This is a genomic window from Cupriavidus sp. P-10 (assembly GCF_003402535.2).
Classification (GTDB): domain Bacteria; phylum Pseudomonadota; class Gammaproteobacteria; order Burkholderiales; family Burkholderiaceae; genus Cupriavidus.
Map to the genome: position 1 here is coordinate 1120615 of NZ_AP025171.1, position 22846 is coordinate 1143460.

The window sequence follows — 22846 nt, forward strand, 5'->3', positions numbered from 1 at the left end:
GAGTCCATACACAGAGCCAGGAGGTTTGCATGATCAAGCATGGGTTTGACCCGGCGCAGCTGGCGCTGGGTGGGTTGCGCGTGCTGGAGGTCGGCAGCGGGCCGGCGCTGGCGTACGCGGGCAAGCTGTTTGCCGATTTCGGCGCCGAAGTCATCAAGGTGGAGAGCCCGGCTGGCGACGCGTGGCGGCAGATGCCGCCCATGGTCAGTGCCCCGGGTGCCGCGCAGCCGGAAAGCGCGCTGTTCGCCTGGCTGAACACCAACAAGCGCAGCGTCACCGCGGCGGACGGGAAGGCCGAGGATGGCGCATGGCTGGCCCAGCTGGCGCGGACGTGCGACGTTGTGCTGGATGCCCGTGCCCTGACTGAAGGCCCGGGCATTCTTGGCGCGCCGGTCTGGCAGGGTACGGCCGAAGATCCGCAGGAACACGAGCCGATCGAGGTGGCGCTGACCTGGTTCGGCGAGACCGGGCCGTACAGCCACCATGCAGGCGCCGAAGCGGTGTGCCGCGGGCTTGCCGGCGCCGTGCACGGCAGTGGCCCGGCAGATGGCCCGCCACACATGCCGCACGACGTGCAGACGGCGATCGTGGTCGGGCTGAGCGCATTCTCGGCCGCTGTCGCGGCGGTGATCGGTAGCGGGCAGGGGAGCCGCCGTTATGTGCTGAGTGCCCACGAAGCCATCTTCAGCGTGGTCGAGATGGAGGCCGGCATGGTGCAGGACAACCGCCATCCGCTCCGGCGTCTTGGCGTCAACCGGTTCTGCGGCACGCATCCGGCCGGCATTTATTGGACTGCCGAGGGGTGGATCGGCATCTTCACGCACACGCTGCCGCAGTGGACGGGGCTGTGCGAGGCCATCGGACGTCCGGACCTCGCCAGCGATCCTCGCTACGCGAACGGCCAGGAGCGGATGAACCGGGCGGACGAGATCGACGACCTGCTCGTTCCCGCGTTCCTGACACGCACGGCTGAGCAGTGGTTCGAGATCCTGGGTGACAAGAAGCATCCGGCAGTCATCGTGCCCACCATGGAAACGCTGCTTGGCCAGGCGGTGCATCGCCAGCGCGGTGCCTTCGTCCCGGTCGGCGTGGGCGGCGCTTCGTTCGAAGGCCCGGTCGTGCCGCTACCCCTCGATGCGGCGGGACCGCTGCCGGGCGGTGCTGCGCCGGCAAAGGGCGCGCACGACCTGCACTATCGGACGTCGGGACTGGATCATCGCCCGCGTTTGCAGCTTGCGCGAACGGCCAGCGAGCGCTTGCCGCTGCAAGGCATCCGCGTCGTCGACCTGACCATGGGCTGGGCGGGGCCGCTTGCGGCCAGGACGCTGGCCGACTTCGGCGCGGAGATCATCAAGGTGGAAAGCACCGGCTATCCCGACTGGTGGCGCGGCGCCAATTTCACCGAGGCGTTTTACCGGGACAGGTTGTACGAGAAGAACTCGAACTTCAACCTGATGAACCGCAACAAGCTGGGCATCACGCTGGACCTGACACGGCCGGAAGGCAAGCAGCTGCTGCTGCAACTGGTCGAAGGCGCCGACGCGGTCATCGAGAATTACTCCGCCGAGGTCTTGCCCAAGCTGGGGCTGGACTACGAGGCATTGCGCGCCAGGAACGACCGGCTGGTCATGCTGTCGATGCCGGCATTCGGGCTCGGCAATGCGTGGAGCAATACCCGCGCTTATGGCGGCACGCTTGAGCAGGCCAGCGGGCTGCCGCTATACACGGGGCACCCCGAGGGACCGCCCGCCATGACGTCATACGCCTATGGCGACCCGATCGGCGGCCTGAACGGTGGCGCGGCGATCCTGCTGGCGCTGTTTGCCCAGCAAGCGACGGGGCAGGGGCGGCATATCAACCTGTCACAGGTCGAGGCCATGTTGCCGATGGCCGCACCGTTCATCCTGGAGCAATCCATCTGCGGCGCCGTGTCGCCTCGGCAGGGCAACCGGCATCCGATGTACGCGCCGCATGGCTGCTTCCGTTGCACGGGCGAGGACGCTTGGATCGTGCTCGCGGTGACCGATGCGGACTGGCCCGCGCTGGGCCGGGCGATCGGCCGCGCAGACCTCGCTGCCGATCCACGGCTGGCGCAAGCAGCGGGGCGGCGGGTCGAAGAAGAACGAATCGACGAAGCCATCAAAGTCTGGTGCGCAGGCAGGGACCCTGAAGCGGCAATGCACCTGCTGCAACAGGCCGGGGTCGCTGCCGGCGTGGTCCGGCCCATGTCGCAGGTGCCGGAGGACATCCATCTGCGTGCGCGGGGATTCTGGCGTGAAGTGGAGCGCGCCCACATCGGCACTTACACGGCCAGCACACCCTGGTTTCGGACCGGTCCGCAACCCACGCCAGTGCGGAATGTCGCGCCGACGCTGGGCGAACACACCGAAGCCGTGTTGAGTCGCGTGCTTGGACTGGGCGTGGACCAGATCGCAGACCTGGAGCGACAGGGCATCACCGGCACGGTCGCCAAGCCAAAGCGCGCGAAGGAAACGCCGTAGGCCCGGCAAGCATTCAGAACATCATTATTACGATACGGAGACGACATGAATAAACCGACAGGGATGCCGCGCTGCCAGGCCAGCGCAAAGACCAGCAAGTTCAGCATGGCGGCAGTCGCGCTGGCCGTGGTGGCCACGGCCATGGCCGCGCCGGCAGCGGCGCAGGGCACCGGCTGGCCCAACAAGCCAATCCGGATGATCGTTCCCTTCCCCGCGGGGTCGTTCACCGATACCGTGGCACGGGTGCTTTCGGAGCGCCTGACCAAGTCCCTCGGCCAGCCCGTGGTCGTGGAAAACAAGGCGGGCGCGAACGGACTGATCGGTGTCGGCGAGGCGGCCAGGGCAGCGCCGGACGGGTACACCTTGCTGGTCACCAACTCCAGCAGCATCACCATCAACCCGCAAATCTACAAGAAGGGCACTTACTCGCCGAAAGACTTTACGCCAGTCACCCTGGTCCTTGAAGCGCCATTTATCCTCGTCACGAATCCGGAGTGGTCGCAGAAAAACGCGGTGGGTTCGGTACCGGAACTCATACGCTACGCCACGCAGCATCCCGGCAAGGTCAGCTATGGCTCGGCCGGACCGGGCAATATCGCGCATCTCAGCTTCGCCATGCTGAACAACCGGGCGAAGATCAAGACCACGCACATTCCGTACAAGTCGGCTGCACAGGCGCAATTGGCGGTGATCAGCGGTGAGCTGGATACGGCCTTCGACACCTGGACGGCGCTGCCTCAGATCAAGGCCGGCAAGCTGAAGCCCATCGCCGTCAGCGCATCGAAGCGCATGACGCAGTTGCCGGATGTGCCGACGCTGGAGGAGCTTGGCATCTCGCCGTTCAATGTGACCTTCTGGATCGGGATGCTGGCGCCGGCCGGCACGCCGCCGCAGATCGTCCAGAAGCTCCATTCGGTCACGCAGGGACTTCTCGAAGACGCGAAGGCAAAGGCTGCCTTGGGCCAGCAAGGCGATGTCGTGATGATCGATCCCGCAAACTTCGCGAAGCGCGTGGAGAAGGAAGAAAGCAGCTGGACGGCGGTGATCCAGCGTGAGGGCATCACGCTGGATTGACCCGGCAGGCGGCCCGGCCGGGACGTCGCCGCATCAGCGTGCGGAGACGCCCGGCCGTTCCAGGCCGTAGTGGCCGCGCAGCGTGCGCGCGTCATATTCGTACCGGAACAGCCCCTTGCGTTGCAGGATGGGAACCACATGCTCGACGAAATCGTCGAGGTGGGCGGGCAGCACAGGCGGCATCACGTTGAAGCCATCGGCGGCGCCGCTGGCAAACCAGTCCTCGATCGTATCGGCGATGCGTTGCGGCGAGCCTGCGATCGTGTAGTGGCCGCGCGCGCCGGCGAGCTTGTGGAGCAGTTCGCGCAAGGTCGGGCGTTCACGCTCCACCAGTGCGGTGATGACCACGGCGCGGCTCTGTGCCGCCTGTACCGTGGCCGGGTCGGGAAAGTCCTGCACCGACAAGGTCTTGTCCAGGTCGAGATGGGAGAAGTCGTGGCCGCCGAACCGGTTCGACAGGCGCGCCAGGCCGACGGAAGGCGCCGTGAGCGCGTTCAGCTCGTCCCAATGCCGCTGCGCTTCGTCGTCGGTCGATCCGATCACCGGGCTGATGCCCGGCAGGATGATGATCTGGCCGGGTTCGCGCCCGAGCAGCCGGGCCCTTTCCTTCAGCTCGCGATAGAAGCTGATGGCGGTGTCCTTTTGCAGATGGGCGGTGAATACGGCTTCCGCGTAGCGGGCGGCAAAGGCCTTGCCCGCGTCGGACGAGCCGGCCTGGACCAGCACCGGTCGACCCTGGGGGCCGCGCGGCAGGTTCAGCGGGCCGGCAACGCGATGGAATGGGCCGACGTGGTCGACCGGGCGTACGCCTGCGGGCCGGACATACTGGCCGCCATGCGGATCGTCGATGACGGCGTCGTCGTCCCAGCTGTCCCACAGCTTCGTGACCGCTTCGAGGAAGTCATGCGCGCGGGCGTAGCGCTCCGCATGCGGCGGTTGCGTGTCCAGGCCGAAGTTGCGGTTTGCGCCCTGCACCCAGGAGGTCACGATATTCCAGCCAACCCGGCCGCCGCTGAGATGGTCGAGCGAAGCGAACTGGCGTGCCAGGTTGAACGGCTCGGAATAGGTTGTCGATGCGGTGGCGATCAGGCCGATCCGCTCGGTCGCGCCGGCCAGCGCGGCGACTGCCGTCAGCGGCTCCAGCGCGCCGCCGGCGACGTGCTCGATGCCGTCGCCCAGCGCGAGCGCATCGGCTAGGAATACCGAATCAAAGCAGCCTGCCTCGGCAGTGCGCGCCAGCTGCCTGAAATAACCGATATCCGTCAGTGCCTGGCGCGTCGCGCGCGGATGGCGCCAGCCGGCTTCGTGGTGGCCGCGGCCGTGGATGAAGAGGTTCAGGTGCAGGCGCCTGTTGTGCAGATTGTTCGACATGATCGGAGTGAGGCTGGCGAATGAGGCTCGGCTTGTGCCGGTGGATTTACGCGACGATCTCGACGCCGAGCGCGGCCAGCAGCGCGTCGCGCAGTTCGTCGCAGGCGTCCTTGTTGGCCTTGCGTGGATGGGAAAGCGAGATACGCTGGTCGACGCGGATGCGACCCGCGTCCATCACCATGACGCGGTCGGCGAGGGCGAGCGCCTCGTCGACATCGTGGGTGACAAAAACCACTGCCGGCCGGTGCTGGTGGACAAGCCCGTGCAGCAGTTGCTGCATCTTCAGCCGCGTCAGCGCATCCAGCGCGCCGAACGGCTCGTCGGCAAGCAGCAGCGCGGGCTTGCGTACCAGCGAGCGCGCCAACGCCACGCGCTGCTGCTCGCCGCCGGACAGCGCAACCGGCCAGGCATTCTCGCGGCCGGCAAGGCCGACGCTGGCCAGGGCGCTGCGTGCGCGGGCGGTGGCGTCCGCGTCATGCAGCCCCAGCGTGACGTTGGCCAGCACGGGTTCCCATGGCAGCAGCCGCGAGTCCTGGAACAGCACCGAACGCGCCTGCGGAACACGGATCCGGCCCTCGCCGGCAACGTCCGTGTCCAGTTCTGCCAGCGCGCGCAGCAGCGTGCTCTTGCCCGAGCCGCTCTTGCCGATCAGCGCGACGAATTCGCCGGGTTCGATGCGGAAGCTTAGGTCGTCCAGTACCTTGCGCTCGCCATAGCGGCGCGTGAGGTGCTCGACTTCGACGCCAACGTTGCTCATGATCCGATCACCCTGCGGTAGGACAAGGCCTTGCGTTGCCACAGGCGCACCAGCAGGTCGGAACTGAGGCCGAGCAGTGCGTAGATCAGCAGGCCTACCACGATGACATCGGTCTGGCCGTAGTCGCGTGCGCGATTCATCAGGTAGCCGATGCCTTCGGTGGTATTGATCTGCTCCAGCACCACCAGGGCAGCCCAGCAGGTGGTCACGGCGAGCCGCAGGCCGGTAAAGAAGCCGGGCAGGGCGCCCGGCAGCGCCACCCTGCGGATAAACTCGGCGCGCGACAGCCCCACGCTTTGCGCCAGCTCGACAAAGCGGATGTCGAGGCCGCGCAGGCCCGCATGGGTATTGATATAGACCGGCACCATCACGCTGGCGGCGATCAGCGTGACCTTCAGCGTTTCACCGATGCCGAGCCACAGGATGGCCAGTGGCAGCAGCGCCAGCGTCGGTACCGCACGCTTGATCTGGACCAGACCGTCAAAGCACGCCTCGCCCCAGCGGCTCAGGCCTGACAGCAGCGCCAGCGCCACGCCAACGGCCACGCCGGACAGCAGCCCCGCGTAGGCGCGCTGCGCGGAGGCCCACAGTTGCGGCAGCAGCGTGCCGTCGCCAAGCATCTGCAATCCGGTCTCGATTGCCGTCGAAGGCGCCGCGAGCAGCCGCGGCGGCAACAGGCCGGTACGGGACGCCAGTTCCCACGTGATCAGCAGGAGCAAGGGCCCGGTCAACAGGCCCAGGCCGCCCAGGCGGCCCGGTACCAGCCGGGGCGTGCGCGACCGGGACGGTTTGCCGGCGGCAGGAGCCGCGGCGCCGGAGGTGGATATCCAGGGCGCCTGCGCGCGCGTGTCGGCAGCGGAGGAAAGCGGGGCGGTCATGTCTGTCTCCTACTGTCGCGTGGCCGGCAGGCTTGCCACGGCCGCACGGATCACGGGATCGAAACGCAGGTCGAATTCCTGGCGTGCGTCGAGGCGCCGCGGAATATCGCCAGCCTCCTGGATCAAATCGATCAGTCCCTGCTGCGGAGCGATCGAATCGGCGAGCAACGGATAGGTGGCCTGGCCATCGGCGCGAACGATGGCCAGGCCGTCCTCCTCACGCAGCCCCTGTTGCTTCACGTAGTAGGCCTGGACCCATTGGTGGGGATGCTTTTCCGCCCAGTCGTTGGCCCGGATCCACGCCTCGACCAACTGGCGGATCGCCGCGGTCTTGCCCGGGTCCGACAGCGCCTTGGGGCTGGCGTACAGATAGGCGAGGCGCGTGGGCAACTGGCGGTGCTCGGAAGCCGGGATCGCGCTCGCCTTGCGGTCGGCGAAGTCGCGCAGGTAGCGGCTGAAGTGCGGTTCGTTCAGCGCAGCAACGTCTACCTGGCCGGCGCGGATCGCCGTGGGAAAGTCGCCGGCGCGCAGCGGCACCAGCTTCACGTCGCGCCGCGACAGGCCGGCCACCTTCAGCGCCGTCAGCACGAAGGGCTGGCGGCCGGTGCCTTCGGCGTAGGCGATCGACTTGCCTTTCAGGTCCTTCAGCGAAGCAATGGTCAGCCCCGGCCGCACCGCGAGCTGGTAGTCGGGCGCGCTGGTCTTGCGTACCGCGACGATCGGCAGGGGCTCGCCAGCTGCATGGGCCTGGATCGGCGGCGTGTTGCCCACGACGGCGAGATCGAGCGCGCCGGCACGGAAGGCCTCAAGGATCGAAGGGCCGCCCAGGAAGTTGGCATAGCTGACCTGCGCGGTCAGTCTGGATTGCTCGCCGGAAACGCGCAGCAAGGTCTGCAGGGCTTCATTCTGGTCGGCGACGACGAGTCTGGTTCCGGCGGGCACGACAGTGGGCAGGGCGCCGGTTTGTGCCAGCGAAAGTCCCGGTGCGACCGTGCCGGCAAGGGCGGCAAGCCAGGTGAGCGCGCCCAGCGAACGGCGCAGGCGGGATACGTAACGAACGATCATGGAAACAACGTGGGGCGTCAGCAGAACCTGCATTATTTCGGTGGCGATCACGCCCCGATAAGGAATGTTTTCGGTGATCGTTATGCGCAAATCCTGCTGGCACCGTGCAAACGCTTTACGCATGCCGATATGAGGCGCCGGCGTCTATGTACATGCCGAATCGGCATTTCGTTCGTCAGTCGCGGCACCGTACGATGGCCGCTTGCCGCCCGCCAACCCTGCATCCGATTCATGGCGGCAGAAGCACCGACGATAACCATGCCCTCCGTAACGCCCTCCGCCCTGTCCCGCACCTTTGCTTCCCTTCTGCTTGCGTTCTGCGTAACGGCCCGCGCACTGGCCGAGCCGGGCTTTCCGCAGAAGCCCATCACCTACGTGGTGCCCTACACCCCGGGTGGCACGAACGACAACGTCGCGCGCATCATCACCAGGCGGCTGTCGGAGAAGACCGGCCAGCCGGTCGTGATCGAGTACAAGCCAGGAGCCGGTGGCACGCTGGGCGCGGGGTATGTCGCCGCGGCGGCACCGGACGGCTATACGCTGCTGAGCACGTCGATCGGCAACCTCGCCATCGCCCCGCAGCTGATGCAGGTGAAGTTCGACCCGTTCACCGACCTGGTGCCGGTGTCCTATATCGGCAATTCGTTGGCAACGGTGGCGGTCAATCCCGCCGTGCCGGCGCAGACGCTGCCACAACTGATCGCGTATGCCCGTGCCCATCCGGGGGCGTTGACGTACTCGAGCTCGGGTAACGGCACGCCCGGCCACCTCGCGGGCGAGCTGCTCAAGCGCGTCGCCAACATCGACATCCGCCATGTCCCGTACAAGGGCAGTGCGCCGGCGGTGGCCGATGTGGTGGCGGGCCATGTCGATATCGTTTTCGATCCGCTGAGCGCGTCGTATATCAAGGCGGGCAAGCTGCGCGCGCTGGCGTATTTCGGCGGCGCCAAGGCGCAGGGGCTGCCCAATGTGCCGTCGATTCGCGAAGCCGGCGTCAAGGGCTGGGAAGACGCGCTGGCCGGCGCCTTCTTTATCAGCGCGCCCAAGGGCGTGCCGCCGGAGGTGCTGGCGAACCTGCGCCGCCTGATTGGCGAGATCCTCAAGGAACCCGACACCATCTCCGCGCTGAACCGTGTGCAGGTGGACGTGCAGCCGTTGACGCCGGAGCAGGCGTCGCAGCGCATCCGCCAGGTCCATGACATTGCCGCACGCGTGGTCAAGGACGGCGCGCTGCAATCCAACTAAGAAAGAGTCCCGCCTTTCCTGCCTTTTCAGAGATTGTTCCCCCATGAAGCTTGGCCTGTTCCTGCTCGCCGCCGGCCACCATGCCGCCGGCTGGCGCTATCCCGACGCTGAATCCGGCACCGAAAATATCGACCTGGTCGTGCGCATGACGCAGGCCGCCGAGCGCGCGAAATTCGACATGGTGTTCTTCGGCGACCGCCTGCTGACATCGGCCGATGCGCATCCGTCGATGATCACGCGCCCGGATCCGCTGGCCATGCTCGCCGCCCTGTCGATGGTGACTTCGCATATCGGCCTGGCCGGTACGGCATCGACCACCTACAGCGAGCCGTTCAACCTGGCGCGCACGCTGGCCACGGTCGACAAGCTGTCACGGGGCCGTGCCGCCTGGAATATCGTCACGACCTTCGCCGACGGTTCAGTCAATTTCAGCCGCAGCCGGCATCCCGATCACGCCCAGCGCTATGAGATTGCCGACGAGTTTGTCTCGGTCGTCAAGGGCTTGTGGCGCTCCTGGGATGCCAATCCCTACGTGCAGGACAAGGAGGCCGGCATCTATGTCGATGTGGCCAGGATGCATGCGCTCAATCACCAGGGGAAGCATTTCTCCGTCGCGGGCCCGTTGAACGTCACCGGCAGCCAGCAGGGCCATCCGGTACTGATCCAGGCGGGATCGTCCGGGCCGGGGCAGGCCCTCGCGGCTCGCCATGCCGAGGTGGTGTTCACCGCGCAGCAGGACCTGGAGGCGGCGCGCGATTTTGCGCAGGGATTGAAGGCACAGGTCAGGGCCCAGGGCCGCAACCCGGCGCAATGCCTGATCATGCCCGGCCTGATGCCCATCATCGGGCGCACCGAGGCGGAAGCGCACGACAAGCTGGCGCAGCTGCAATCGTTTACCGACCAGTCCAATGCACTGGCCATCCTGAGCGAGCAGCTGACGATCGATGTATCGGGCCATGACCTGGACGAGCCGCTGCCGCCGCTGGCACCGCAACAGGTGGTGCACAGCCGCAGCGCGCTGCTGCTCAGGCTTGCCGAAGAGCGCGGGCTGACGCTGCGCCAGCTCTACCACCTCGTAGCCAGCGCCCGTGGCCACCAGATCGTGGTCGGGACAGCGGAGCAGGTTGCGCAACACATGATCCAGTGGGTCGCTGCGGGTGCTGCGGACGGGTTCAACATCATGCCGGCGTATTTTCCCGGCGGCTTAGAGGACTTCACGCGCGAGGTGGTGCCGATCCTGCAGGAGCGGAACGCTTTCCGGCGCGACTACGAGGCTGACACGTTGCGCGGCAACCTCGGTCTGCCGGTGCCAGGCGGGCTTGACTGAAGAGGGCGTGAGCGGTCGGCAAATGTGCATACATATGAAGCTGTCTTCAGCGCGCTGAAGGATTTTCCCGTATCGTGTCGGACGGATGCCGCCACTGGCGGCATCCGGTAACCGGTAACGACAGTGTCCAACACAGCGCCCCTCCCGTCCGCCCCTGCAGCCGCCGCAGACAACGCCATGACCGCGCGCGAGCGGCGCGGCATGGCCGCCATCCTGATCGCCGTCGCCCTGGCGACCCTCGATACCGCCATCGCCAATACGGCGCTGCCATCGATCGCCGCCGACCTGCACGCCACGCCGGCGGCGTCGGTCTGGGTGATCAATGCCTACCAGCTGGCCATGGTCGCCACGCTGCTGCCGTTTGCGGCACTCGGCGGCATCCTGGGGCACCGGCGCATTTATCTTGGCGGCGTCGCAGTGTTCACCGTTGCGTCGGTCGTGTGCGCGCTGGCGTGGTCATTGCCGACGCTGGCGGCGGCACGTGCGCTGCAAGGCATCGGCGCGGCCGCGATCATGAGCGTCAACACGGCGCTGATCAGTTCCATCTTCCCGATGCACCGGCTCGGGCGCGGGCTGGGATTGAATGCGCTGGTGGTGGGCGTGTCGTTCGCGGTCGGGCCGACGGTGGCGTCGGTGATCCTGTCGTTCGGCACCTGGCCATGGCTGTTTGCCGTCAACCTGCCGATCGGACTGCTGGCCCTGGGGATCGCGCGTGGCGCGCTGCCGCAGACGCCGCGCGGCACGCAGACGTTCGACCGTGTGGCGGCGCTGCTGAACGTGGTGGCGTTTGCTGCGCTGATCTTTGCACTTGGCGAGGGCGCGCAGCGCGCGCCGCTGCACGAGTCGCTGGCGGCCGCCGGGGTGTTCGTGGTGGCGTTCGGCCTGCTGGTCTGGCGCGAGCGCGGGCGGGCCGCGCCGATGCTGCCGCTGGACCTGTTCCGGCGGCCCATGTTCGCGCTGTCGACGCTGACCGCGGTGTGTTCGTTCGCGGCGCAGGGGCTGGCGTTCGTGTCGTTGCCGTTCTACTTCCAGCATGTGCTGGGGCGAGGGCAGGTCGAGACCGGTTTCCTGCTGACGCCGTGGTCGGTGGTGGTGGCGCTGATCGCGCCGCTGGCTGGCCGGCTCTCCGACCGCTATCCGCCGGGCCTGCTCGGTGGCGTGGGGCTGGCGGTGCTGAGCGCGGGCATGGTCTCGCTGGCGCTGCTGCCCGCCAATCCCAGTGCGCTCGATATCGGCATCCGCATGTGCATCTGCGGCGCCGGCTTCGGCTTCTTCCAGTCGCCCAACCTGAAAGCCTTGATGGCCAGCGCGCCGCGCGAACGCAGCGGCGGCGCCAGCGGGGTGATTGCCACCGCACGCCTGCTGGGCCAGGCCACCGGCGCCGCGCTGGTGGCATTGTGCTTTGGCATTGGGGACGCACGGTCCGGGCCTGGCCCTGGCGCTGGGCGCCGGGTTTGCGGCCGTGGCGGCGGTCGCGAGCTGGCTGCGGCTGGTCGCGCCCGACCCGCTGGCGACGGCTTGACCCTTGCATGAGCATGGCCTTGTGTTTTGTATCGATCGATCTATAATTTGTTTCATAGCAAACGATACGAAATCGAGCGACCATGGCCAGACCCCGCAAATTCGATGAGCAGGCCGCGCTGACGGCAGCGCTGGACGCCTTCTGGGCGCGCGGCTATGAAGCCACTTCCACGCGCGACCTGACTAACGTGATGGGCCTGACCCAGCCCAGCCTGTACAACGCCTTCGGCGACAAGCGCACGCTGTTCCTGCTGGCGCTGGAGGGTTATCTCGAAGCCAGCATGCGCGAGCGGATCGCCCGGCTGGGCGCAACGCTGCCACCCGGCGCGGCCATTTCGGCATACCTGTCGGAGAGCCTGGAGCGCTCGCTGGCGGATCCGCTGCATCGCGGCTGCCTGCTGGTCAATACCGCATTGGAAGCGACGCCTGACGCTCCCGACGTGCAGCAAAAGGTCGCGGACGCTTTCGCGGAAATCCGCGCGTTCTTCCGGGACCGGTTTGCCACGGCACAGCAGCAGGGCGCGGCCAACGCCCGCGTGTCGGCCGACGATGCTTCCGCACAGCTGCTGGCGACGCTGCTCGGCATGCGCGTGCTGGCCCGCGCTGCCCCGCAGCGCGCGTTGCTGGAGGGTGCTGTGCGGCCGACGCTGGCACTGCTCGGCTTGCCGCCGTTGAGCACGGCTTCCGTGCCCGGCACCGGCTGATTCTCGCCATTCCTCCCTGACCTTTCCCGTTTGTAGTTCCCGGACACGCCGCCCCGGCGGCGTGACGGGCGGCTGCATGCCATTTTTCCGGCGCCATGCCCGGCGCCGAAGGCCCCGTTTTGCCCGGCGCAAAGGCAGTGGCCGAACCGGAGATTCCCATGTCCAGACCTGCCGGCCTCTGCGCCGCTCACACGGCGCCCGATCCTTTGGCTTGGCGCGAGATCTACGCCGCGCTGTGCGGCCTCTGTGCAAGCCTCGTGGCCATCGGCCTCGCGCGCTTTGCCTACACCGCGCTGATTCCTCCGCTGATCCAGGCCCACTGGTTCCCGGCCTCGCAAACCGTCGCGCTGGGCGCGGCCAATTTCGCCGGCTACCTGGCCGGTGCGTTGCTGGGGCGGCCGCTGGTGTCGGTCTGGTCCAGCCGCACGGTGCTGCGTGCGTTGATGCTCGCCGCCACGCTGGCATTCTTTGCCTGCGCCTGGCCCCTGTCGGTGGCGTGGTTCTTTGGCTGGCGCTTTGTCTCCGGGCTGGCCGGGGGCGGGATCATGGTGCTGGTGGCGACCTCGATCCTGCCGCATATCCCGGCGCCGCGCCGCGGGCTGGCGATGGGCACGATCTTCGTCGGGCTCGGGCTGGGTATCGCCGCGTCGGGCACGCTGGTGCCGCGCTTGCTGCAATTTGGCCTGCGCGAGACCTGGCTTGGCCTTGGCGCCGTGGCGCTGGCGCTGACCGCGTTCAGCTGGTTCGGCTGGCCCGGTCCGCTGCCGCAATCCGCCGCGGGCACGGCGGCCACGGCAGCACCGCCGGCAGGGGTGCGCCGCCGGCTGCAATGGCTTTATGCGCAATACGCCATCAACGCGTTCGGCCTGGTGCCGGCCATGATGCTGCTGGTCGACCTGGTCGCGCGTGGTCTTGGACGCGGCAGTGCCGTCGGCGCGTCGTACTGGGTGCTCTATGGCCTGGGCGCGATCGCCGGGCCGCTGGTGTGCGGTTTTGCCGGCGAACGCATCGGCTTCGGCGTGGCCTATCGCGTCGCGCTGCTGCTGCAGGGTCTGGCCACGGCGATGCTGGCATTGTGTGGCGATCCGCTGGCGCTTGGCGTGGCGGCGGTGGTGCTCGGCGCCTTCACGCCCGGCATTGCGCCGCTGGGACTGGGCGCGATCCAGGAGACGCTGCCGCACGACCCGGCCGCACAGCGCGCGGCGTGGAGCCATGCCACCAGTGCATTCGCGCTGTTCCAGGCGCTGGCCGGCTATGGCTATGCGTGGATGTTTGCGCATTCGCATGAAAACTACGCGCTGATCTTCGGCTGCGGCGCGGTGGCGCTGGTACTGGCGCTCGCGTTGAGCCTGGCCGGCGAACGCCGCGCGGCACCGTGAACGCCGCCGGCAGCAATCCCGGCATCGGCCTAGAATCCAGATTTCCCCGGCCCCGCTGCGGGCCAGCAAGACCTGCAAGGAGCAGCACGCATGAGCCATCTGTTTGAACCTCTCGAAATCGGCAACCTCCGCCTCGCCAACCGCATCATGATTGCGCCGATGTGCCAGTACTCGGCGCACGACGGCAACGCCGGCGACTGGCACATGATCCACCTCGGCACGCTGGCGCTGTCCGGCGCCGGCATGCTGATCGTGGAAGCGACCGCGGTCTCGCCGGAAGGGCGCATCACGCCGCAGGACCTGGGCCTGTACTCGGACGACAACGAGGCGGCGCTGGGACGCGTGGTGCAGGCGATGCGCGCGCATTCGCCGATCGGCATCGCGATCCAGCTTGGCCATGCCGGGCGCAAGGCCTCGAGCCACGCGCCGTGGGATGGCGGGCAGCAGATCGCGCCGGACGCGCCCCGCGGCTGGCACGCCGTGGCGCCATCGGCCGTGCCGCATGGCGACGGCGAAGTGCCGCCGGCCGCGCTCGACCGCGCCGGCATGGACAAGGTGCGCGACGACTTTGTTGCTGCGGCACTGCGCGCGGCGCGGCTCGGGCTGGACGGCATCGAGATCCATGCCGCGCACGGCTACCTGCTGCACCAGTTCCTGTCGCCGCTGGCCAACCATCGCGACGACGAATACGGCGGCAGCCTGGAAAACCGCATGCGCTTCCCGATCGAAGTCTTCGACGCGGTGCGCGCCGCGTTTCCCGCGGAGCGGCCGGTGTGGATGCGCATCTCGGCCACCGACTGGGTGCCGGGCGGATGGGACATCGATGGCACCGTGGCCTTGTCCAGGGCAGTGAAGGCGCGCGGCTGCGCGGCCATCCACGTCACCACCGGCGGCGTCTCGCCGCAGCAGGCGATCAAGCTCGGCCCAGGCTACCAGGTGCCATACGCACAGCGCGTCAAGGCCGAAGTCGGGCTGCCGACGATCGCGGTCGGCCTGATCACCGAGCCCGAGCAGGCCGAAGCGATCATCGCCAACCAGGAGGCCGATGCCGTCTCGCTGGCGCGCGCGATGCTGTACGACCCGCGCTGGCCGTGGCATGCGGCCGCTCGGCTGGGCGCCAGCGTCCATGCGCCGAAGCAGTACTGGCGCTCGCAGCCGCGCGAGCTGAAGGACCTGTTTGCCGGCGCAGCGTTCGGGATGCGCTAGGCCCACGACATGTTCAGGAGATGCCTCTAGGTAGCATGAACGTGTCGATAGGTGCATAATCGTGCATGCCCAGCGTACGCTCTTAAGCCGCGATCTGGAACACAAAGGCCGCTGCCAATGCTGCTCGCCCATACGATCGAACTTGTGACCAGCCAGCGCGAAGTCGATTACTTCGCGAGGGCGGCTGGGTGTGCGCGTTTCGTATGGAACTGGGCGCTGGCAGAATGGAACCGCCAACGCGCAGCCGGCGGTAAGCCGAGCGCAATGGCGCTGAAGAAGTCCTTTAACGCCATCAAGTATCAACAGTACCCGTGGATGGCCGACATCCATCGTGACGCGCATGCCCAGCCATTCGCTAATCTATCCAAGGCTTGGTCGAAATTCTTCTCTGACATTAAGTCGGGGATAAAAGCGCATGCCCCGAGGTTCAAGAAGAAAGGTCAATGCAAGGACGGATTCTACGTCGCCAATGATAAGGTAAGGTTTGACGGACGGTCGGTTGTGCTGCCATTGATTGGGCGGGTTGCCATGCGGGAGGCGCTGCGGTTCCCCGGGCGAGTCATTGGCGCCACCGTGAGCCGACGCGCTGATCGTTGGTTCATCTCGGTCCAGGTAGAGGTGGCGGACGACGTGGCGTTCGTCCCTCGCACCGGCAATGGCGTGGTTGGCGTGGACCTTGGGATCAAATCGGCCGTCACGCTTTCGACGGGGGAAACGTTCGAGGGCCCAAAGCCATTGAAAGCAGCGCTACGGCGCCTGCGAATCCGGTCTCGACGCCTTTCCCGGAAGGTTGAGATGGCGAAGCCAGGGCGCGCGGCCTTCAGCCGAGATTTCATTGGGCCGCTACGTCCGAACACCAAACCACAGCCGGCGCGGTCTTCTGGCCAGATCGACAGTGCTGCACGGCTGGCACGCCTGCACGCCTGCACGCCCGCGTCGCTAATATCAGGCAGGATTTCCTGCACAAGACAACCACCAGGCTATGCCGTGAAAACCAAGCGATTGGCCTGGAGGATCTCAACGTCGGCGGTATGCTCAAGAATGAGCGTCTTGCACGCTCACTATCAGACATGGGGCTGAGTGTGTTTCGCCGGCAAATGGAATACAAGGCGAAGAAATACGGCACGCACCTTGTGTTTGCCGATCGCTGGTTTCCCTCGAGTAAGCTGATGTCCTGCTGTGGCCATAAGCTCGACAGGCTTGCGCTTAGCGAGCGTCGTGTCGTGTGCCCGGCCTGCGGCATGAGTCATGACCGCGATTACAACGCAGCGATCAACCTTGAACGGCTCGCAACCGAAACTGCGCTACCCGTGGCGAGTGATTCGGCAACGAATCGCACTGCGAGAGGCATGTTGCCAATCGCAGGCGGGAAAGTTACGTCCGTCAGAGACGAGGTCGGCCAGCAAGGAGCCACGGGGCGGGAAGGAAACGGCGCGCACATTTGCGCACGTTTTTCATAGCAGGGTAGTGCCATGAAGCCTCGCATCACACTCGTCACGCTGGGCGTCGACGACCTGGAGCGCGCCGTGCGCTTCTATCGCGACGGTTTGGGATTGTCGACACCCGGCATTGTCGGCCAGCAGTTCGAGCACGGCGCGGTCGCGTTCTTCGACCTGCAGTCCGGGCTGAAGCTGGCGCTGTGGCCGCGCACGAGCCTGGCACACGATGCCGGCCTGACCATGACACCGCGGGCGTCCACCGATTTTTCGCTGGCCCACAACGTTGGCGACAAGACGGAAGTCGATGCCGTGATGGCGCAGGCACTCGCAGCGGGCGCCACCGAGGTCAAGCCGGCGCAGGACACGTTCTGGGGCGGTTATGCCGGCTATTTCCAGGATCCCGACGGACACCTGTGGGAGGTCGCCTGGAACCCGGAAATGCCGCCTGCCAGCTGATTTGCCACGACTCCTTGTTGCGGCGCCGCACCAGCCGTGGTGCGGCGCCGCAAAGGGATTTCCATGATTGCCACGACCCCGCGAACTCCCGACTATCCTTGTAGACAGCCATAGCATGTCGGCGGAGCGCCCCCCCACGCATTGCCTTTGCATCACGCTTCGTCGGCAGACCACCGAAGTAAAGCAATAAGAACAAATGGCAAGGGAGACATCCATGCAAGTCTATGACAGCCTGCTGTATGTGACTGCGATGGTGCTGGTGTGCTTGTATGTGTACCTGGGCGTGCTGTCGCGCAGCGCCGCGATTCGCCTGGGTTCACCGGCGATCGTGGCGGGACTGGTGCTCGCCTATTCGCTGTCCCCGCTGCATTCGGGCGGCTGACGCCCGCAGCGGTGCGCGGCCTTCCTTGATGCGGAAGGGCCGTCCTACTCAGCCTCGGCCTGAGTCTGGCCGTGGTGTGTCTCGCCCTGCGTCTGCCGCGCTGGCGCCTCGCGCAGCAGCGTGTCGATCGCTGCGTGCAATTCCTGCGGAACCACTGGCTTGTGCAGCAGCAAGGTGCCGGTTGCATGCGCGCTGCGCAGCCGGTCCGCCGCCGTATCGCCTGTGATGATGATCGCCGGCACATGGTGGCCCACCTGCTGCCGGATCGCGTCCAGCGCTTCCTGGCCGGTGCGGTGGCCGCGCAGGCGGTAGTCCGCAAGCACCAATGCGGGTTGAAAGGCCGCAAGCATGGCCAGTGCCTCGTCCTCGGATTCGGCCGTGCGGCACTCGCATTGCCATGCGCCCAGCAACTCCGACATGGCAGTGCGGATCGCTTCGTCATCGTCGATCACCAGTACGCGCAACCCGTCCAGGCCACGAGGCGCGAGGGGCCGTGGTACGTTTTCCGGCGTGCTCCAGGCCAGTGGCATGCTGAAGCGGAACACAGACCCGCGCCCGGGGCGCGAGCCCAGCGTCACGCGCGTGCGGATCGTGCGCGCCAGCCCGTCGACGATGGCCAGGCCCAGCCCCAGCCCCTTGCGCTGGTCGCGCTCCGGATTGCCGAGCTGGTGGAACTCGCGGAAGATCTCGCGATGCTGCGCGGCAGGGATGCCGATGCCGGTGTCCCACACCTCGATCACGGCATGCAGCCGGCGCCGGCGGCAGGCCACCAGCACGCCGCCGTGCCGGGTATAGCGGATCGCATTGGCGATCAGGTTGCGCAGCACCAGTTCGACCAGCGTGGGATCGCCATATAGCGTCGTGGTGGTATCGCGCGTGCGGTACACCAGCCCGCGCGCATCGGCCTGTGGCGCGAATTCGTTCTCCAGCTTGTGCAGCAGCGGCTGCAGGCGGAACGGCCGCAGCCGCGGCGTGATGACCCCGGCTTCGAGCTTGGAAAAGTCGAGCAGCGAGTTCAGCATCTCGCGCGCGGCGCCGGACGACGCCTCGATATGCGCCAGCAACTGGCGCTGGCGCGCATCCAGCGCGGTGCGGCCCAGCGACACCAGGAACAGCCCCATCGCATGCAGCGGCTGGCGCAGGTCATGACTGGCCGAGGCCAGGAACACCGACTTGGCGCGGCTCGCTTCCTCGGCCGCGTGCTGCGCCGCCTCGGCGCGCGCGGTCTGCTCGCGCAGCTGTGAAATCAGCTCGACATTCTCGAAGCGCAGCGCGATCGAATGCCGCGCCACGCGCGAATAGTTGCGCGCGAACATGATCAGCACGAACAGGTACAGCGGCGTGCCGAGGAACATCGGCAGGTATTCGATATCGCCGGTGGCCAGGAAGGCAATCCAGACCGGCACGATCGACGGGACAAAGAAGCCGATCGCCACCGGCAGGCAGGCGGAGAATACCGCCAGCGCTGCCGCGCTCATGCCGGCGATCAGCGACAGCACGCAGATCACCACCGCCGGCGTGCGCACGTCCAGGTACAACCACGCCACCCATCCCCACAGCGCGCCGATCAGCGCGAGCATGGCGGTCATGCCGCGCGCATAGCGGTACGCGCCGGATTCGGTCAGCCGCGCGGGCAACGCCAGCCGCCCGAAGTACGCCACCGCGCAGGCCGCTGCCATGGCGCAGGCCCAGGGCAGGGCGCCGGGGCGGTCGCCCGACAGCGTCAGGCCCGCGGCGAGGATAAAGGCCGCCAGCGAGCAGCCCAGCATGGCGATGCCGAAGCTCTGGTCGATCAGCTCCATCTGCGCGGCCAGCAGCCGGGGCGCATCGAAGCGCGGCAGCAGCCGCAGGCCTTGAGGGCAATCTTCCCTTACGCGCGGCGGCGCCTTGTCCGCGCTCATCGCGCCGCCTGCACCAGCCCGCGGCGCTGCGCTTCCAGGATGGCTTCGACACGGCTGACCACGCCGAGGTGGTCGAGGATGGCGGCCACGTGGACGCGCACGGTGTTTTCGGACAGGCCCATATGGTAGGCAATGACCTTGTTCGAGCGGCCCAGCGTCAACTGGTGCAGCACCTCCAGCTGGCGCGGCGTCAGTGCGCTGGCAGCATACGGTGCCTGCGCGACGGCCCGGCCGGCGGTATTGGCGTCATCGGAGAAATGGGTGCCGCCGGTCAGGCAGCAGGCGATCGCTTCCTCGATCTCGCGCGCATCGGCTGACTTGGGCAGGAAGCCGGCGATCTCGCGCCGGACATCGGCCGGAATGATTTCAAGGCCGGAGGTGCCGGACACGATCAGGATGCGCGCCGCCGGGAAATGCCGGCGCAGCACCTTGACGCCCTCGATGCCGTTCAGTCCGGGCATCTGGATATCGAGCAGCAGGATATCGACCACGGCGCCGCCGTGATCCTGTACCGCCTGCATCACGGATCCCGCTTCGATGATCTGCCCGACGCTCGGGCTGTCGGCCAGGACCAGGCGCAGGCCGGTGCGGAACAGGGTGTGGTCGTCGATCAGCAGCAGGCGGGCTTGTGGCATTGGGGGCAGGGCACCGCGTATGGCCGGTGCAGGACAGTGGATGCCGTCGCAGCCGGCACGGGGCGACAGGTATTGGACAAGAATCCGCCGCGCTTGTCCATGCAACAGACGCGTGAGCGCGACTAGTCCGGAAAGATTATTGGCCGTGCGCGCCGTCAGTGCGAAGATCCTCGGCGTGGACAGTTCCGCGACGTGTCCACAACCACTTTTCGTTACCCACTACCACCCGGCTGTGGGTATTTTTTTGCCTGCGCGGTGCAATGGGCAAAGAAAAAGGCCGGCGTCGCGGGGCGGCGCCGGCCTGGAGCGTCTCCGGACAACATTTGTCCGGATTCGCCATGCAGTCAATTACGGACGATTGACCGAGATGCTGTAGAAGTTGGCGTTGTTCACGCCGATCGACACGTTCACGCCGGTGTTGCCCAGCACCATCGCGATCGACTCGGATGCGGCGGTGCTCGGTTCGCGATAGCGCAGGCCAGGCGCCGGGACGTTCTGCTTCCAGCTGTCCAGGCGGCCGTCTTCGACGCGCTTGCGGGTATAGATGCCGGTTTGCGTGTCGGCCGATTCCACCACCGTGCTCCACTTCTCCGTACCGGTGAAGTTCAGCACAGGCGTGCCACCGCCCAGGGGCGGCAGGTACATCACCGCGTTATCCCAATAGGCGTTGCTGGTGCCGACTACCGGCAGCGCGCGGTCGGCCTGCTTGTTGAAGACCATGAAACCGTCTTCATGCGGGATTACCGCCATCACCTGGCCGTCGGTGCCCTTGAACGTGTAGACGGGCTGCGCGGTGGCATAGAGGTCGTTGAAGCCGAAGATGCCGTCGCCGATTGCGGAGAAGGTCGGCAGCTCGGCTGCCGGCCAGCTTTCGCAGCTGTTGAGGCCCGTGCAGTCGGCGCCCGCGGTCGCCTTGCCGGCGGCATCCAGGCTCAGCGTGACGCGGCTCGGCTTGAGTGGCGAGCTGGCGTCCTCGCGCTCGTAGCCAAGGCCGTTCCAGTTGCCGGCGAGGTCGGCCAGGGTCAGGGACTGGGCAGGAATCAGCATGCCCACCGCCACGCTGCTCGTGGCCACTGCCGGTACAACCAGGCCAACGCCGGACTTCGACATCAGCACAGTCGACGCACTGCCGCCTGACGCCACGGTGAAGCGGCAGGCTTCGGCGGCATCCGGGGTCAGCGTCAGCGACGGGCCGGAGGTCGCATCGGCGCCGAAGCTGGACTTCTGGGTGATCGTCAGCGCGCTGGCGTCGACCTCGGCAATCGTGCCGGACGGATAGCTCAGGCCCACCAGGTGGTACTTGCCCGTGCGCAGCCCCGCGCAGCTAGCCGCCGCCGGTTGCAGTGCCGTCTGGACCGCCGTTGCGCCCGCATTGGAAGCCACCGCCGATGACAGCTCGTCGAGCGTGGTCTTCGACGATTCCAGCCGCTCGCCGAGCTGGTCGAGCAGCTTGTCCTGCGCGTTGCCCGCATTGTTGCCGTTGGCCGCCACCAGCGCGCCCTTGAGCGGGTCGACGCCGGTCAGGTCGACCACGCCGGTCAGCACCAGCTTCACTGCCTCGGTGGCCGTGCTCAGGCCGCTGGGGGTCAGCCTGGCTTGGGCGCTGGCGTCGAACTGGTTGAAGAAGGCGTCGGTGTCGCCCTGTGCCAGCGAGGCGGTGATCAGCTCGGTCAGCGGCGTGATGTTGGCCGTGGCGGTGGTGCCGCTGCCGACTTCCACGACCGAATGCAGCGTGGTGCCGTCCGGCGTCGTGACGCTCAGCACGCACGGGCGCGTGGCGTTCGGGATATCGATGGTGAAGGTGCCGTCCGCCGCGGTGGTGGCGGTGCCGCTGCCCGATGCGCACTTGGCCTGCACGCTGGCATTGCCCAGCGCTGCACCCACTGCGGCGGTGCCGCTGATCTTGGTGGTGGCCGGCGCCGAAGCCGCCGGAGCCTGGCTATCTCCTCCACCGCCGCATGCCGTCAGCACTGCAGCAGCCAGACCCGTCAGAAACAAGTTTGTGGTTTTCATCCCTGTATTTGCTTTGTGTGATTCTAGTTATGGCAGGGATTGCGCTGGTCGACCCGTGGCTCACGCGAGCCCTGCCAACAGGGTGGCTGGCCCGCCCTGCGGGCGCGAGTGTGCGCGAACGGCGGGGTGCAAGGTAACCCGTGTTCTGGTGATTGACACACAAATAAGACATGTGGCTGGCAGCCGGCGCCGCCAACCTCGGCGGCTACAGCTCTGACAGCCCGTAGCTGCGCAACCGCGGCAGGTCGGTCACGCGGATGCTCTGGTAGGACAGGTGAACCATGCCGGCCTCGGCCAGCCGGCGCAGCGCCTGGTTGACGCGTTGCCGTGACAGCCCGGTAAGCAGGCCAATTTCTTCCTGCGACAGCTCCAGCACGGGGCTGGTGCGCGGATACAGGTCGGGATGGAACAACTGTGCGATCGCCTGCGCCACGCGCGCATCGGCACCGAGCAGGCGGTCGTTCTGCACCGTGGCGATGAACTGGCCCATGCGCTCGTTGAGCTGGCGTACGACAAAGCTTGCAAACGGCAGGCTCTGCGCCAGCAGCGTGTTGAAGACCGGCTCGGGCACCAGCAGCACCTGCGAATCGCGGATGGCGATCACGTCGTAGCGGCGGTCTTCGCGCTTGATCACGCTGCCTTCGCCGCACCAGCCGCCGGCCGGCACGCCGGAAAAAGTGCAGCCGCGCCCGTCCGGCGTGTACACCGCCAGCTTGATCAGGCCGCTGTCGACCCCGATCCAGTAGCGCGATGGCTCGCCGCGCCGGGCAATGAAGGCGCCCGCGGCAAAGGCCTGCAGCAGCGTTTCGCGCGCGGCCAGCGCCTGGTGTTCAGCCGCCAGCGCGGCGTACCACGCATGGCTGGCCAGCGTGCTTTCCGGGGCGCGGGCAGGGTTCTGGGATGCGGTCATGACATCGGCGCGAGCGGCTGCGCGGCACTTTGTAAGATTTGCGTAAGCCTTGGCTGGCGCGGGTTTGCGGGGAGTTTGTCAT

18 protein-coding genes and 2 pseudogenes are annotated in these 22846 nt (G+C 67.1%); 12 read left to right on the forward strand and 8 right to left on the reverse strand.

The genetic code is table 11. The features are described 5' to 3' along the window. Nucleotides 1–29 precede the first annotated feature (29 nt). Nucleotides 30–2501 (forward strand): CaiB/BaiF CoA-transferase family protein, encoded by a 2472-nt coding sequence (locus CTP10_RS22200; protein ID WP_116321148.1) that lies wholly within the window; start codon nt 30–32, stop codon nt 2499–2501. 45 nt (nt 2502–2546) lie between these two features. Next, nucleotides 2547–3575: a tripartite tricarboxylate transporter substrate binding protein gene (locus CTP10_RS22205; RefSeq protein WP_116321147.1), complete on the forward strand. Its 1029-nt coding sequence runs from the start codon at nt 2547–2549 to the stop codon at nt 3573–3575. A gap of 33 nt (nt 3576–3608) precedes the next feature. Here CTP10_RS22205 and CTP10_RS22210 read toward each other — a convergent pair whose 3' ends face one another. Genes CTP10_RS22210 through CTP10_RS22225 form a run of 4 tightly spaced genes read right to left on the reverse strand, consistent with a single transcriptional unit; the run spans nt 3609 to nt 7646 of the window. After that, a complete protein-coding gene (locus CTP10_RS22210; RefSeq protein WP_199414634.1) occupies nt 3609–4946 on the reverse strand; it encodes an LLM class flavin-dependent oxidoreductase in 1338 nt (445 codons plus the stop codon). A gap of 46 nt (nt 4947–4992) precedes the next feature. Beyond that, nucleotides 4993–5703 carry an ABC transporter ATP-binding protein gene (locus tag CTP10_RS22215; protein ID WP_116321146.1) on the reverse strand — a complete coding sequence of 237 codons (711 nt, stop codon included), beginning with the start codon at nt 5701–5703 and terminating at the stop codon, nt 4993–4995. Continuing rightward, nucleotides 5700–6581: an ABC transporter permease gene (locus CTP10_RS22220; protein ID WP_116321145.1), complete on the reverse strand. Its 882-nt coding sequence runs from the start codon at nt 6579–6581 to the stop codon at nt 5700–5702. Before CTP10_RS22220 ends, CTP10_RS22215 begins: the two co-directional genes overlap by 4 nt. Nucleotides 6582–6590: 9 nt before the next feature. Continuing rightward, the gene (locus CTP10_RS22225) at nt 6591–7646 is read right to left on the reverse strand and encodes an ABC transporter substrate-binding protein (RefSeq protein ID WP_116321144.1); all 1056 of its coding nucleotides are present in this window, start codon (nt 7644–7646) and stop codon (nt 6591–6593) included. Between the two features lie 258 nt (nt 7647–7904). Between CTP10_RS22225 and CTP10_RS22230 the strand changes: the two genes are divergently transcribed. The 10 genes and pseudogenes from CTP10_RS22230 to CTP10_RS22275 all read left to right on the forward strand — a co-directional run bounded on the left by CTP10_RS22230 (nt 7905) and on the right by CTP10_RS22275 (nt 17305). Then, entirely contained in the window at nt 7905–8891 is a 987-nt protein-coding gene (locus tag CTP10_RS22230) for a Bug family tripartite tricarboxylate transporter substrate binding protein (protein WP_116321143.1), read from the forward strand. A gap of 43 nt (nt 8892–8934) precedes the next feature. Further along, entirely contained in the window at nt 8935–10218 is a 1284-nt protein-coding gene (locus tag CTP10_RS22235) for an LLM class flavin-dependent oxidoreductase (RefSeq protein ID WP_116321142.1), read from the forward strand. A gap of 177 nt (nt 10219–10395) precedes the next feature. Further along, nucleotides 10396–11740: pseudogene (locus CTP10_RS22240) on the forward strand (MFS transporter). Between the two features lie 82 nt (nt 11741–11822). Further along, nucleotides 11823–12443: a TetR/AcrR family transcriptional regulator gene (locus CTP10_RS22245; RefSeq protein WP_116321141.1), complete on the forward strand. Its 621-nt coding sequence runs from the start codon at nt 11823–11825 to the stop codon at nt 12441–12443. 158 nt (nt 12444–12601) lie between these two features. After that, entirely contained in the window at nt 12602–13822 is a 1221-nt protein-coding gene (locus CTP10_RS22250; protein WP_116321140.1) for a YbfB/YjiJ family MFS transporter, read from the forward strand. A gap of 90 nt (nt 13823–13912) precedes the next feature. Further along, entirely contained in the window at nt 13913–15028 is a 1116-nt protein-coding gene (locus CTP10_RS22255) for an NADH:flavin oxidoreductase/NADH oxidase (protein ID WP_116321139.1), read from the forward strand. Nucleotides 15029–15145: 117 nt separating this feature from the next. Next, nucleotides 15146–15784, forward strand: a pseudogene (locus tag CTP10_RS22260) (RNA-guided endonuclease InsQ/TnpB family protein); the annotation flags it as partial. 203 nt (nt 15785–15987) lie between these two features. Next, complete coding sequence (locus CTP10_RS22265; RefSeq protein ID WP_271815899.1) at nt 15988–16488, forward strand: RNA-guided endonuclease InsQ/TnpB family protein; 501 nt, start codon at nt 15988–15990, stop codon at nt 16486–16488. Between the two features lie 12 nt (nt 16489–16500). After that, nucleotides 16501–16923 (forward strand): VOC family protein, encoded by a 423-nt coding sequence (locus CTP10_RS22270; RefSeq protein WP_116321138.1) that lies wholly within the window; start codon nt 16501–16503, stop codon nt 16921–16923. Between the two features lie 214 nt (nt 16924–17137). Next, nucleotides 17138–17305, forward strand: coding sequence for a hypothetical protein (locus tag CTP10_RS22275; RefSeq protein WP_165971435.1), 168 nt, complete (start codon nt 17138–17140; stop codon nt 17303–17305). 44 nt (nt 17306–17349) lie between these two features. On the opposite strand, the gene CTP10_RS22280 is transcribed toward CTP10_RS22275, so the two are convergent. The 4 genes from CTP10_RS22280 to CTP10_RS22295 form a co-directional block, all read right to left on the reverse strand. Beyond that, nucleotides 17350–19206: an ATP-binding response regulator gene (locus tag CTP10_RS22280; RefSeq protein ID WP_116321137.1), complete on the reverse strand. Its 1857-nt coding sequence runs from the start codon at nt 19204–19206 to the stop codon at nt 17350–17352. Continuing rightward, entirely contained in the window at nt 19203–19841 is a 639-nt protein-coding gene (locus CTP10_RS22285) for a response regulator transcription factor (RefSeq protein WP_116321136.1), read from the reverse strand. Before CTP10_RS22285 ends, CTP10_RS22280 begins: the two co-directional genes overlap by 4 nt. 348 nt (nt 19842–20189) lie before the next feature. Beyond that, nucleotides 20190–21854 (reverse strand): hypothetical protein, encoded by a 1665-nt coding sequence (locus CTP10_RS22290; RefSeq protein ID WP_116321135.1) that lies wholly within the window; start codon nt 21852–21854, stop codon nt 20190–20192. 205 nt (nt 21855–22059) lie between these two features. After that, complete coding sequence (locus CTP10_RS22295; protein WP_116321134.1) at nt 22060–22764, reverse strand: Crp/Fnr family transcriptional regulator; 705 nt, start codon at nt 22762–22764, stop codon at nt 22060–22062. Nucleotides 22765–22846: the final 82 nt, after the last annotated feature.